This window comes from Desulfobotulus mexicanus (assembly GCF_006175995.1).
GTDB classification, from domain to species: Bacteria; Desulfobacterota; Desulfobacteria; order Desulfobacterales; family ASO4-4; genus Desulfobotulus; species Desulfobotulus mexicanus.
Map to the genome: position 1 here is coordinate 1 of NZ_VDMB01000025.1, position 13,169 is coordinate 13,169.

The window sequence follows — 13,169 nt, forward strand, 5'->3', positions numbered from 1 at the left end:
ATCTAAGCGGGAAGCCAACTTCAAGATTAGATATCCCCTGACGTCAAGTCAGCTAAAGACCCCTTGGAGACTACAAGGTTGATAGGCCGGGTGTGTAAGTGCAGTAATGCATGGAGCTTACCGGTACTAATCGGTCGTGAGGCTTAGCCACAATATTGGTGATCTTTGATTGCAGCAAAAGCGCTTTGGTTTTAATGAGCTTGTCATAGATAAAAAAAATAACTCGACGCATGAATGAATAAGGTATAAAAGCCTTTAGTTCTTTTTTAATACAATACATCGAAATACAATTTTCGGTGGCGATGGCGTCAAGGTCACACCCGTTCCCATCCCGAACACGGAAGTTAAGCTTGACTGCGCCGATGGTACTGCATGGGCAACTGTGTGGGAGAGTAGGACGCCGCCGGATTCTTTTAACGCCCTGCCTTCAAGGTGATTTCACCTCGAAGACAGGGCGTTTTTTATTTGGAAGATTTGAATAGAAAAGAATATTTGTCTTGACCTTGGTACGCATGCGGACTATTCTTTGGCTGTTTTTTTATTTATACAGAATATGTAAGGGAAATTAGGATTGTAGAGTTTTTTATAGAAGACAAAGGCCTTGAAGGGAGATTCCATGGGAAACTGGCATAAGACAGGATGCGTACTCTGCGCCCAGAACTGCGGGCTGGAAATTCTGGTGGAGGAAGGCCGTATGGTGAAAGTGCGGCCGGATAAGGACAACCCCAGAAGCGAGGGCTATGCCTGCCGCAAGGGTCTGAATGTGCTTTATCATCAGTATCCTGCGGATCGTCTCACCCATCCCCTGAAAAGAGTGGACGGTGCCTTTATCCCCATCTCCTGGGATCAGGCCATGGAGGAAATTGCGGAAAAACTGAAAACCGGCCTTGCCGCCCACGGCCCCCGCTCCTTTGCCTATCTGGGAGCTTCCGCCCAGGGCGGTCACATGGAAGCCGGGTTTGGGGTAAGCCTCATGCGGGCTTTGGGTTCCCAGAACCTCTACACCTCCGCAGGTCAGGAGTTCAGCGGAGCCTGGTGGGTGCAGGGCCGCATGTTCGGAAAACAGTACATCCTCACCGGCCCGGATGAGCATGAAACCCAGATGCTGGTGGCCTGGGGCTGGAACGGGATGCAGAGCCATCAGATGCCAAAGACCCCTATGGTACTGAAGGAAATCAGTAAAAACCCGGAACGCCTTCTCGTGGCAGTCGATCCCCGAAAAAGCGAAACTGCTGAAATTGCGGATATCCACCTTGCCCTCCGGCCGGGAACGGATGCCCTCCTCATCAAGGCCATGATCGCCATTCTGGTGCAGGAAGGCTGGGAGAAAAAAGAATACCTTGAAGCCCATTGCGAGGGCTGGGAGCGTATCCGGCCCTGGTTTGAAAATTTTGACAGCATGGCCGCCATTGAAGTCTGCGGCCTTGCCTATGATACCGTGCATGAACTCTGCCGCCTTATGGCTACCCGCAGATGGTCCTTTCATCCGGATCTTGGCATCTACATGGGCAGGCACAGTACCCTCAACTCATATCTGCTCAATGTTCTCGGTGCTGTCTGCGGTATTTTCGGACAAAGGGGCGGCAATATCATCCCCGGCATGGTGATGCCTTTGGGTTCTCATGCGGATGAGCGCAGCGAAAAGGTCTGGAAATCCGCCGTTACCGGAATGCCCCCTGCCGCAGCCGGGTCTTTTCCCTGTAGCATCCTGCCCGAAGAAATCCTCACCGATCACAATGACCGCATCCGCTCCATCATCGTGAGCACCTGCAATCCCCTGCGCTCCTGGCCGGATACCAAGGCTCTGGAAAAGGCCTTCTTAAGCCTCGATCTTCTCGTGGTCTGTGACATGGTGATGAGCGAAACCGCCCGTTTGGCCCACTATGTGCTGCCCTGCCGCAGTTTCTATGAATCCTTCGATGGCACTTTCTTCCCATGGACCTATCCCGAGGTCTATTTTCAGCTGCGAAGGCCCCTTGTGAAACCCCATGGGGAAAGTCTCGAAGCCTCACAGATTTTCACCCTGCTTGCGGACAGGCTGGGACTGATCCCGGAAATTCCGGGAAAGGTGATGGAAGCCGCATCCAAAGACCGCATGACCTTTGGGGCTGAACTCATGGGCTGGATTGCAAACCATCCGGAACACCTTTCCAAAATGCTCTTCATTCTGGGAAAAACCCTGGGCAAAGCCTGGGACAGTGCGGCCCTTGCGGCTCTCTGGGGTATGATGATGACAGCCCCGAAGTCTTTCAGAAAAAATGCGGCCCGTGCTGGATTTGAAACGGGCTTTGACATGGGCGACCGGATCTTTCAGGCTCTGCTGGATCATCCTCAGGGACTCTGGGTTGGGAAGGTGGATAGGGAAAAAAACCTTGATGAAGTCAAAACCCCTTCCGGAAAGATCGATCTTTTCATTGAAGAGCTGGCGGAAAAGGCGGCATCCCTCAATGCAGCAGAAGAGATCAAGGCCCTGACCCTGCCGGAGGATTTTCCGCTGGTTCTCAATGCCGGGCGGCACCGCTCCACCAACATGAACACCCAGATGCGTAACCCGGAATGGATTAAAGGGAAAAGGGGCTGCACCATCGCCGTACATCCTGAAGAGGCCGCAAAACTCGGGCTTCAGGACAAAGACACCGTCCGGGTGGTCACGGAAGGGGGTAGTGCCGTAGGCGAGCTGGAGGTGAAAGAGGACGTGCGGCCGGGCATGGTGTTGATTCCCCATGGTTTTGGTCTCATCTATGACGGTGTGAAATGGGGCTTTAATGTGAATGATCTTACCATGCACACCCACCGGGACCCCATCGGAACGCCCCTTCACCGCTTTGTACCCTGCAGGCTTGAGGTCTGTGGGGAAGAAAAGGGGCTGTGATCATGCAGATCCGGGGTTTATCCATCGAAGCCTATCTGGAAAAAATCAGGGCCTTTCACGGTCATCTGGCTCCGGGCATGGTCTGCGGGGGCTTCATGGTGGAGCTTGCCTTTCAGAGCCTTCCCGAAGGAGGGCTCTACGATGCCATTGCAGAAACCAGAGCCTGCCTGCCCGATGCCATTCAGGTGCTCACCCCCTGCACCATCGGAAACGGCTGGCTGCGCATCGAGGATACGGGCCGTTTTGCCATTCTCCTCTATGACAAGCATACGGGAAAGGGAGTGCGGGTGGCTCTGGATCCGGAACGTCTCAAAAAGTGGCCGGAAGTCCATATCTGGGCCATGAAGCTGAAGCCCAAAAAGGAGCAGGATAAAAAACGGCTCTTCACTGAAATTATCGAAGCGGGTTTCGGGCTTTACAAGGTGGAGCGGATTGTTGTGGACCGGAAGCGTTTTCCCAAAAAAGGCCGGATTTTCACCTGTCCGGACTGCGGCGAAAGTTTCAGGGGATCGGAGCCGGGGTCTTGTGAGGCCTGCATGGGGAGGGTGGTCTTTTCCCCTTTGCGGGAGGAGCGTTCCGGGATGCAGGCCCTTCCCGTGGAAGAGGCTGCGGGCAGAAAAGTCCTGCATGACATGACCCGCATTGAGCCGGGTATTTCCAAGGGGGCGGCCATTGTGAAGGGTCAGAGCCTTGGGGATTCGGATATCATGCTTTTAAAATCCATGGGCCGGGAAAGGGTCTATGTTGAAGAGACCGGGGTGGGGGAGAGGGGGGATTCCCTTCTCCATGAAAACGAGGCCGCCCTTGCCTTTGCGGAAAAAATGGCAGGTTCCGGCATCGGCTACCTCCCCTTTCCCAAGGAAGGAAAGATTGATTTCACGGCAAAGCAGGGTGGGATTTTCTGTGTGAACCGGGAACGCCTTATTCGTTTTAATCGCTGCGAGGGGGTGATGTGCGCTACCCGCAGGAATTTAAGCCCAGTAAGTTCCGGTATGGTGCTGGGTGGCACACGGGCCATTCCCCTCTACCTTGAAAAATGGGACTTTGACAGGGCTATGGAGGTGCTGGCCGAAGGCCCGCTCTTTTCCCTTGCGCCCTATGTTTTTTCACGGCTGGGGGTTCTTGTGACGGGAACGGAGGTGTTTGAAGGCCGGGTTGCGGACGGGTTCCTGCCCATTCTGGAAGAGCTTGCGGCGGGGTATGGTCTGAAAGTCTCGGAAAGCCGCATCTGCCCGGACGATGCAAAAAAGATCGCAAAAGCCGCCTCGGAGATGGTGGCGGGAGGGGCCGAGGTGCTTGTGGTGACCGGAGGCCTTTCTGTTGATCCCGATGATGTGACCCGAAAAGCCCTTCAGGACGAGGGTCTTGTGGATGAGGTTTATGGTGCTCCTGTGCTGCCCGGAGCCATGACCCTTACCGGGCGCATTGCCTCCACCCGTATCCTTGGGGTTCCCGCAGGGGCTCTTTATTCTGCGCCCACGGCCATGGACTTTCTTCTGCCCTGGCTCCTTGCGGATCTCCCCATCACGCGGGTCGACATGGCAAGCCTCGGGGAAGGCGGTTTTCTCGATGCCGGACGCAGGAAATTTAAGGGAAAGCCATGACCGGTAAAAAACCATGATAAACGACTGCACGGGTGTTATCCTTGCAGGCGGGCGCAGTACCCGCTACGGAGGGCGGAACAAGGCCCTGGCTCCCTTTGGTGAGGGCCGCCTCATGGATGCCGTGCTCAGGCCCATGACAGAAATTTTTGGCGAAAAAATCCTCATCGTAAGCCGGGAAACCGGCCTCTATGGGGATTTTGGTTTTCCTGTGGTTGCCGATGTTCTTCCCGTTCCCGGAGCTGCCACGGGCATCCATGCAGGCCTTTTTCATGCGAAAACGGATACCGTTTTTGTGGTGGCCTGCGACATGCCCTTCATACGACCGGAGCTGATCCGCCTTGTGCTTTCACACATGCATCCTCCCCTCCTTGCCCTTTTTCCCTGCCATGGGAAAAACCATCTGGAACCCCTGTGCGCCGCCTATCACAGGGACGGCCTTCCTGTCCTTGAAAGCCACATCCTTGAAGGCAAAAGCAAGGTGCAGTGGATTTTTACGAATGAAAAGAAAGGTCTTGTGCCGGAAAGCCTTCTCAGGGAAGCGGATGAAGATCTGCAATCTTTTATCAACATCAATTCACCTGAGGATGCAAGGAAGGCAAGGGAGGCATTAATGATGTTTCCGTGAACCTGTCAGTTGGTGCGAGGGAGCCTGTTCATCTGCAGTGCGGCTGTACATATCCTGATGTAATTATTCAGCATAAATTTTTTAAGTCCTATACCTCAGGCAGATCCAGAGGCACCCAAGCTATTTGCCCGTGACGCAATCTTATTCGGGAGCTTCTTGCCCTGTGCGGAAGCGGCAAAAACTCCCCGCCACAGGCAGGATAAGCTTTTTGATTGCCATAGCTGGCTTAAGCACGCTGCCTCTGTGGCGGCTCAGACAGTTTGCCGCTTCTTTCGCACAGGGCTTCAAAGCTCTGATCCGAAACGATTGCAACGTCACTTACAAATAGCCGGGGTGCCTTACAATAGAGCTGAGCCCATGAAATTATAGCATTGGAATTTTGAATTAAAATGTGCTGAGCAATTAGATCCTGAGAAGGAACAACAGGATGCAGCCCTTCATGGCTGCCTTTATTTTTTTTGCTCTGAAGCATCCATGCGCTCCTGCAATGCCGCAGCAATGCGCTCACGCCTGCGCATGGACTCCGCATCTTCTCCAAAGAATTGGTCCTGAAGGATGTTCAGTTTCTCCTGTTTTTCTTCAGCATGCAGGGAGCTATCCCTAAGAAGGGCTTCCCTTTTCTCTCTGTACTTTTCTTCCCTTTCCCGTTTTGTGTGAATCTCCTGTTCCACAGCCTCCATGCGTAGTACGGCTTCTTCTGGAAGGGTTTCCTGTCTCAGGGCACGGATACGCTCTTGCCTTTCCGCATCGGAAGCCATGTGGGCAAGATCGAGCTTATGCACTTCCAGAAGTTCACGGTATTGCTGATAGGGATTCCGGGAAAGGGGAGGGGGATCATCTCTTTCCAAGCGGTAATTGTTATCCAGATCCTGCAGGGCGTGAAGTTTTTCCCGGGCACTCATGTCCGGATTGGACACAATCTCCACCCGGTCCATGCGATATCGGCCCTCCGCCATTTCCTTTCCAAAAAGCCATTCCGTATGGGTTTCACCCATATGGGCGATACGGAAATTTCGGACATCCTCCCAGAAAGCCAGGCGTTCTTCCCGGTTTTGCGGTACCTTCTGCATGGTAAGGTAGTCCGCAAGATCCATCTCACTCTGGATATAAGAGTCATAAACAGCAAGTATGGCTTCGGCACTCTCGTTATCGTAATTTTCAAACAGCCAGGCCCGCACCGCATCCATGTGCTCCACATAATCTGCAACCTGACCGAACTCCTGGGTCATCCAGGCAAACAGGGCACGCACCTCTTCACCCTTTTTCTGATCCATGAGATCCGCCATCAGATCCGGACTGCTTTCATCCTTTTTTTCCAGAAAAACAGGGGGAGGAGGGGGGGGCAGGGGGGAAAAAGTCTCGCTTCTGGGATCCTCAGAAATTTCATGGCCTGAGGATGGATTGGCATGTATTATTTTTTTTTCTTCTTTTCCCTGAGGGTAGAGATACAGAATCGCAGCCGTCATGATCAGAAAGAAAATTCCAATCCAGCCAAGGCGGGGTACATGACGGAAAAATATCCGCATGGTCAGACCTCCTTTTAAAAAAAGAACCCTCTGATCCCACAGAGGGGACCAGAGGGTTCATAAAAAAAATAAAAGATCAATGACCTTTTTGTTTCAGATCCGCAGCAATGCTCTTATAAAATTCCGGGGCGTTGAAACCGGGGGTGATACCAAAAAACATACCTACGACATTCAGATGATCACAGCCCGGAGAATACCAGGCCGCCTGCTGTACGCCCCTGAAGTCTCCCCATTGGGCACTTTCCACACTGACAAGGCCGTCATTTTCTCCTTCAAGGCCCAGCATGATGAGCCAGGGCACCTGCATTAGCACACTGGGTGCTCCCCACTTGGCCTTAGCTGCCCAGCTTTGATAATAGATCCCATCTATATCAGGAGTATTGGGATTGAAGTGATCCTGCACGATCTCCGTGGTCACATCCCAGCCATTGGCAAGGCTGTCGGGATTCTGATCCCCCATAATAAGGGCATAGATTATGTCCATGGCACCTCCTGCCAGACCATGCAGTTCTCCCGGAACTCCATTCATAATCATATCGGCCAACTTGCTACCCTGATGGGGGCCTGCAATACTGGTGTGGCTGGCAACTTTATCCCCAAGATCCAGATTGCTGATGGCATAGCGGGAATAGAGGGTGCCATGGGAGTGGCCGATAATATTTACTTTTTTTGCACCGGATGATGCAAGGATTTGAAGAACCTGATTATTGAAATCAATGGCTTTTGCTTCCGTGGAGTCCATGCCATTGACAGAGGTCACATATACCTCAGCCCCTGCCCGCTCCAGAGCTGAAGGGATGGCGCCCCAGTAATCCATGATACCCACAATTTTTTCAGAAGCACCCATGCCGTGGGCCAGCACTATGGGATATTGGGTGTCATATTTTGCCTGCGCAGCCGAAATGAAAACACAAAACAGGAAGATTGCGGTCAAAGGTGCGGTTTTTCCATACATGGCATGCTCCTTTCATCGGGTGTTTTTTTTGCTTTAAAAAAACTTCGAGATAACAGTGGTGGAACGTGTAGGATGCTTGGTGAACAGTGTTTATGGGTGTGTGCAAGTTATATGTGTGCAAGCTTTCTGTCAAGCTAAAATGTTTTTTATAGGTGAGCTGTTTTTATGTGTCCGGTTCAAAGGGCAGGGAGGTGAAATAAAATAGCCGTATTCATCGGATCATCAACAAATCAAAAAAGATAAAGGAATGCAAGCTGGGGGATGATAAAATATCTGCATGGCTTTCATGGTTCTCCATAGAGTTTCAGCTTGTTGTGCAGGGTTGCCCGTGTAATACCAAGTATCCTTGCGGCTTCGGATTTATTTCCTGCAGCCTGCTCCAGGGTTTTTAAAATTGCCTGACGCTCCAGATCCGCAAGGGTTTTGCCCAATTCTCCGGAAGGGAGGCAGTCTGCTATACCCATGGGCAGATGGTCTTCTGTAATGGTGTCTGCAGGGCAGAGGATAACAGCCCTCTCCACGGCATTTTCCAGTTCCCGCACATTGCCAGGCCATTTGTGATGTAAAAGGGCATCCATGGCTCTGGGGGAAAAGCGCAGTACATGTTTTCGGTTTTTTTCTGCATAGTGACGCAGGAAGTGATGGGCCAGTAAAGGAATATCTCCATTGCGTTCATTCAGTGGCGGGATCTGCAGATGCAATACATTGAGTCTGTAATACAGATCTTCCCTGAAGGTTTTTTCCTTGACGGATCGGACCAGATCCTGGTTGGTTGCCGCAAGAATCCGAACATCCACCTTCAGAACTCTGTCGCTGCCCACCCTTTGCACCTCCCCCTCCTGAAGAGCCCTCAGCAGTTTTGCCTGCATGGCAGGGGAGGTCTCACCGATTTCATCGAGAAAAAGGGTGCCACCATCGGCCTGCATAAAGCGGCCTTCACGCCTGCGGTCTGCTCCGGTAAAGGCACCCTTTTCATGCCCGAAGAGTTCCGATTCAAGCAGGGCATCCGTGAAGGCAGCGCAGTTTAAGGGGATAAAGGGTCTGTCTTTTCTGGGACCCATGGCATGGATGGCTTTGGCTATGAGCTCTTTACCAGTACCGGACGGGCCTGTGATTAGTACGGTGGCTTCGCTGCTGGCCATGGCCGTAAGCATTTCCATCATTTTTTTCATTACCGTACTTTTACCTATGATATCGGGAAGGCCGGGGTGGGCTGCCACCTGCTCTTTCAAACGACGGTTTTCATCTTTCAGGCGACTGTGTTCCAGGGAGCGGGATAAAAGAATACGGAGTTCATCAAAGTCCAGAGGCTTGGTCAGGTAGTCGTAGGCCCCGGCTTTCAGGGCTCTGCGTGCAGAATTTACGGAAGAATAGGCAGTCATGATGATGATGGGGAGGGCCGGGTTCCAGCTCAGCATCTGCTCTAAGGCCTCAATGCCGGAAATCCCTGCCATGCGGACATCCATGAGTATGGTATCCATGGCATCTTTTTTAACCATTTCCAGTGCTTCTTCGCCACTTTGTGCCTCTTCAATCCCATAGCCAAAACCTGAGAGCAGGGTTTTCAGCATTTTTCTGTGCGCATCATCATCATCCACCACAAGGATCTTTGCTGTTGTCATGGCAGGATTCCCTTGCCTTAAAAAAGTTATAGGGGAAAGGACAGGGAAAAGCGGGTGCCTTTTGCCAGAATACTGTCCACCCGTATCTTGCCGCCGTGGGCTGTGATTATTTTTTCCACCACGGCCAGTCCAAGGCCTGTCCCCTTGCTTTTGGTGGTATAGAAAGGGTCAAATATTTTTGAGATGTCTTCTTCTGCCATGCCTTTACCCGTATCCTCTATATCGAGAATTAGAAAAGATGCTTCTGTTCTTGCCCTGATACCAAGGGTTCCGCCTTCATCCATAGCCTGTATGGCGTTCAGGCAGAGGTTGAGCATCACCTGGGTGAAGCGGTCCGGATCCAGGCGGATTTCAGGCAATGGAGTCAGATTCTCACTTATCTTAATTTTTTTTATTTCAGCATCCGGTGCAATGAGACGGAGGGCATGCTGAATAAGGGGCAGGGGGAAGGTCTTAACGGGTTGAATGTCCGATGGTCTTGCAAATTCCAGCAGCTCACCAATTACACGGTCCATCCGGTTGACTTCCCGAATTAGAATATCAGCCGCTTCATGGTGGGGGCTTTCACTTGGAAAAAGCTGGCGGAAGTGTGTTGCAAATCCTTTGATGGAACTTAAGGGGTTGCGGATCTCATGGGCCACCCCTGCGGCAAGCTGACCTACGGCTGCAAGTTTTTCTTTGCGCCGGACTTCTTCTTCCAGGCGTCTTATTTCACTTAAATCCCTGAGCACCAGCACTTTGCCGAGGATGCCGTTTTCATTTTTTATGGCAGAAATGCCTGCGGATATGGGAATGGTGCTTGTTTTTGCCGGAAGAAGAATCTCTGATTCCGGTATCCGGGATTCAGTGTTTTGAATCAGGTGGGAAAGTGCGTCGGGCAGATGGGGTGCAATATCCTGCCCTATGAGTTTCTGCAGGGGTTTCTGCAAGAGGGCTTCTGCGGTTTTATTTGCAAAGCGCAGCCGTCCATGGGCATCCAGCACCAGAAGACCTGCGGGAAAGGAGCGTATGATTTCCATGGACATGGCCTGGGTATCCTTCAGACGCAATCTGGAGTAACGGAGTGCTTCGGCCCGAAAAAGGGCTATGATACCAAAAACAGCCAGAAGCAGCAGGACACCGGCAAGGATGAAGGTATGCTGTATGTCTTTGCTGCGGGCTGTATCCAGAGCCTGTACATCCATACCGACAACAAGGGTTTTCTGGGGGCTGGAAGGCTGGAACAGATCTCCGCAGAAAGGAGATCCGCATGGGGATTCTGCTGCTTTGCGGGCAATGGCCTGTCTTTTCATCGGATGCATCATGGAATGTTTTTCCATGGGGCGTACCACAGGGGTGAAGGTCTGGTGGAAGATAAAATGACGGTTTTCGCCTTTGCCGGATATGGTCCATCCTACCTTATCGTTTTGAGTAAGTTTTTGTAGTATGGATTGGGAAAGACTGCGTCGGGCAAGACCATCGGGATCTGCGTTAATATAAACCTGGCCGGAGGAATCCGTCAGAAGAATATAGAAGATATCAGGGAGTGCGGTGGTTTCTTCAAAAAGGGTTTTGAGTTGTGTGGCTTCCCCCAGTCTGCCCATCATGCCCGTGCGGGTTCCGGCTTCAAGGGATCTGGCAAGAAGATGTCCCTTTTCCTGAAGTATGTGGACCATATCCCTCTGGGTTCGCTGATGAAAGGCAAGAACCATGCTTAGTATGGACAGGGCAAAAATAAGGATCAGTGCCGGAATCAGCCACCTGGAACCGCTGATGGGAAGGGTTGAAGATACGGTTTGGTGTGACATGGGAACTCCGGTATGTATGATGTTTATACGATGTCATTATATTAAGTGTATGATTTTTATACGCCAGAAGTTGGAAAATGGAAAGAGTAAATAAGCTGATTTTTATAATTCTTTGTTTTTGTTTGGTTTTTTTTGCTTGGCATCCTAGTTGCAATAGTCGTGGTCAGTATTGTCGATGACGATGAAAAACTCATTCTTAAAAAAGGAGAATCAGGATGAAAAAATTAGTCTTTCTTATGATTGGAATGGCATTGGCTGGTGTGCTGGTGGTTCAGGGTTTTGCCTGGAGTGGGGGGCATGGCCGGGCTAAGGGGGGAATGGGTGCATGTGTGGAGGTGTCTCCTGAAAACAGGGCTGCCTTCATGAAAGATACTGTCGAGATTCGGGTTGCCATGGAAACGAATAGGGCTGAACTGGCTGCCTTGATGACAGAGGAACATCCCGATCAGGCCAGGCTGGAAGTTGTTTTTCAGGATATGGGAAGGTACAAGACTGCCATGGCACTGAAGGCCAGAGAACATGGTCTGACCGGAATGGGTGAGGGCTGCCCCTGCACAGGTACAGGTATGCGCCATGGCCGAAGGGGTGGTGCAGGAGTAGAGTAAACGGACTGGCTGACAGAACTGAGAGATAAAAAAACGGGACTTCTGGTCCCGTTTTTTATGTATGACTGCTTACCCGCTTTTCATTTATATTTAATGAAACAATCCGCCAGTCTGACAAATTCTGCAACCTCAAGGGTTTCTGCCCTTCGGCTGGGTTCAATGTCTGCTTCAATCAGAAGCTTTTCCGCATTTTGGGGTGTCAGTTCTTTCAGGCCGGAGGCAAGACTGTTTCTTAAGGTTTTACGCCTAAGGCCGAAGGCGGCCCTTACCACATCGAAAAACAGCTTTTCATTTTCTGACTGGAGCAGCGGTCTTTCAGGGAAAACCACCTCAATTATGGATGAATCCACCTTTGGTTTAGGATAAAACAGATGGGCTTTGACAGAAGCAAGAATGCGGACGCTCCCGCAGTATTGCATGGCCACGGAAAGTCTGCCGTAATCACGACTGCCCGGAGCTGCTACAATACGTTCGGCCATTTCTGTCTGCAGCATGAATACGCCGCGTGTAATACGGTGACGGAAGGAAAGGAGGCGGATAAGAATCTGGGATGAAATATTGTAGGGGAGGTTTCCGATCACAAGGGTACTCCGGCCTTCGGCCAGCATGGGTTCCAGGTCCACCTTGAGAATGCTGCCGGAATGTACGGTGACATTATTGCAGCCTGCAACACGTATTTCTGTTTCCAGCAAAGGGATGATTTCCCTGTCCAGCTCAACGGCATGGACATGATCTGCCCTCCTGGCTGCGGGAATGGTCATGGCTCCAAGGCCGGGGCCGATTTCAATTATTGTCTGTCCGCAGGCTTCACGGATGCCAGCCCGGTCCAGAATCATTTCCGGGGTGGACGGGTCTGTCAGAAAATTCTGTCCCATATCTTTTTTGGGTTTCAGATTCCAGGCTTTAAGAAGGGTCTGGGGTGCTGTCATTCTTATGCTTTTCCTCACTTGGTATAAGTCTTTCAGATGTGGATGCCCGTAAAAGGCGCAGCGTGAGATAATAGGTACCAATTGCCACCGGAATTCCCATGATAATCCCACCCGTAAGGGTGGCCCAGAGTACCGGCACCTTTCCATGAATCAGGTGACCGGCTTCATGTATTTTTTCCTGCAGGGTTCCGGGACCGTTGAAATGGTAGGCAAGGGTAAGGATTTCATTAAAGCTGACACCCTGTACTCCTGTAATTGTGACACCTAGCCAGTATGCGGCGTAATAAAGAAAAGGAATGGTGACCGGGTTGGAAATCAGGGTTCCTATGAAGGCTGCAGGTATGCTTCCCCGGAGTAAAAAACCAAGGATAACGGCCAGTACGGTGTTAAGGGGGATGGTGGGTGTCATGGAAATGAAAACACCGATGGCAAAACCCCGTGCAACAAAGGTTTTTTCGCCTCCCAGCTGTTCAAGTTGCCGATAAATATGAATAAGGCGTTGTTTCGGCGTCATGGTGCCTGACAGATTGGGGTTGAACGGAAACCGTCTGTTTTTATAATGCTGCTGTTTTTGTTTTACTTTATTGATACGATTGTGGATCAATGGGAGGGCATGGACTGCAGCATTTTAAAAACCCTGATAT

At 51.3% G+C, this 13,169-nt stretch carries 11 protein-coding genes and 2 rRNA genes; 6 read left to right on the forward strand and 7 right to left on the reverse strand.

What is annotated here, in order from left to right:
• From FIM25_RS14270 to mobA, 5 genes are all read left to right on the forward strand, one after another.
• Window positions 1–151: ribosomal RNA gene (locus tag FIM25_RS14270) — 23S ribosomal RNA — on the forward strand; the annotation flags it as partial.
• A gap of 141 nt (window positions 152–292) precedes the next feature.
• Window positions 293–409: ribosomal RNA gene (gene rrf / locus FIM25_RS14275) — 5S ribosomal RNA — on the forward strand.
• Window positions 410–616: 207 nt separating this feature from the next.
• Entirely contained in the window at window positions 617–2,872 is a 2,256-nt protein-coding gene (locus tag FIM25_RS14280; protein WP_139450536.1) for a molybdopterin-containing oxidoreductase family protein, read from the forward strand.
• Between the two features lie 2 nt (window positions 2,873–2,874).
• Window positions 2,875–4,476, forward strand: coding sequence for an FmdE family protein (locus tag FIM25_RS14285; RefSeq protein WP_139450537.1), 1,602 nt, complete (start codon window positions 2,875–2,877; stop codon window positions 4,474–4,476).
• Window positions 4,477–4,489: 13 nt separating this feature from the next.
• Complete coding sequence (gene mobA, locus FIM25_RS14290) at window positions 4,490–5,101, forward strand: molybdenum cofactor guanylyltransferase (protein ID WP_139450538.1); 612 nt, start codon at window positions 4,490–4,492, stop codon at window positions 5,099–5,101.
• Between the two features lie 226 nt (window positions 5,102–5,327).
• Here mobA and FIM25_RS14295 read toward each other — a convergent pair whose 3' ends face one another.
• From FIM25_RS14295 to FIM25_RS14315, 5 genes are all read right to left on the reverse strand, one after another.
• Window positions 5,328–5,573: a hypothetical protein gene (locus FIM25_RS14295; RefSeq protein WP_139450539.1), complete on the reverse strand. Its 246-nt coding sequence runs from the start codon at window positions 5,571–5,573 to the stop codon at window positions 5,328–5,330.
• Window positions 5,551–6,627 (reverse strand): lipase secretion chaperone, encoded by a 1,077-nt coding sequence (locus FIM25_RS14300; RefSeq protein ID WP_139450540.1) that lies wholly within the window; start codon window positions 6,625–6,627, stop codon window positions 5,551–5,553. The genes FIM25_RS14295 and FIM25_RS14300 overlap by 23 nt, the downstream gene beginning before the upstream one ends.
• 76 nt (window positions 6,628–6,703) lie before the next feature.
• The gene (locus FIM25_RS14305) at window positions 6,704–7,582 is read right to left on the reverse strand and encodes an esterase/lipase family protein (protein WP_139450541.1); all 879 of its coding nucleotides are present in this window, start codon (window positions 7,580–7,582) and stop codon (window positions 6,704–6,706) included.
• Window positions 7,583–7,866: 284 nt separating this feature from the next.
• Complete coding sequence (locus tag FIM25_RS14310; RefSeq protein ID WP_139450542.1) at window positions 7,867–9,204, reverse strand: sigma-54-dependent transcriptional regulator; 1,338 nt, start codon at window positions 9,202–9,204, stop codon at window positions 7,867–7,869.
• Between the two features lie 26 nt (window positions 9,205–9,230).
• Window positions 9,231–10,991, reverse strand: a complete 1,761-nt coding sequence (locus FIM25_RS14315) for an ATP-binding protein (RefSeq protein ID WP_139450543.1) — start codon at window positions 10,989–10,991, stop codon at window positions 9,231–9,233.
• 215 nt (window positions 10,992–11,206) lie between these two features.
• Here FIM25_RS14315 and FIM25_RS14320 point away from each other — a divergent pair, with 215 nt between their 5' ends.
• Entirely contained in the window at window positions 11,207–11,596 is a 390-nt protein-coding gene (locus FIM25_RS14320; RefSeq protein ID WP_139450544.1) for a periplasmic heavy metal sensor, read from the forward strand.
• An 80-nt stretch (window positions 11,597–11,676) separates the two neighbouring features.
• Here FIM25_RS14320 and rsmA read toward each other — a convergent pair whose 3' ends face one another.
• Window positions 11,677–12,525 (reverse strand): 16S rRNA (adenine(1518)-N(6)/adenine(1519)-N(6))-dimethyltransferase RsmA, encoded by an 849-nt coding sequence (gene rsmA, locus FIM25_RS14325; RefSeq protein ID WP_139450545.1) that lies wholly within the window; start codon window positions 12,523–12,525, stop codon window positions 11,677–11,679.
• Window positions 12,500–13,039: a DUF2062 domain-containing protein gene (locus FIM25_RS14330; RefSeq protein WP_139450546.1), complete on the reverse strand. Its 540-nt coding sequence runs from the start codon at window positions 13,037–13,039 to the stop codon at window positions 12,500–12,502. Before FIM25_RS14330 ends, rsmA begins: the two co-directional genes overlap by 26 nt.
• Between the last annotated feature and the right edge of the window lie 130 nt (window positions 13,040–13,169).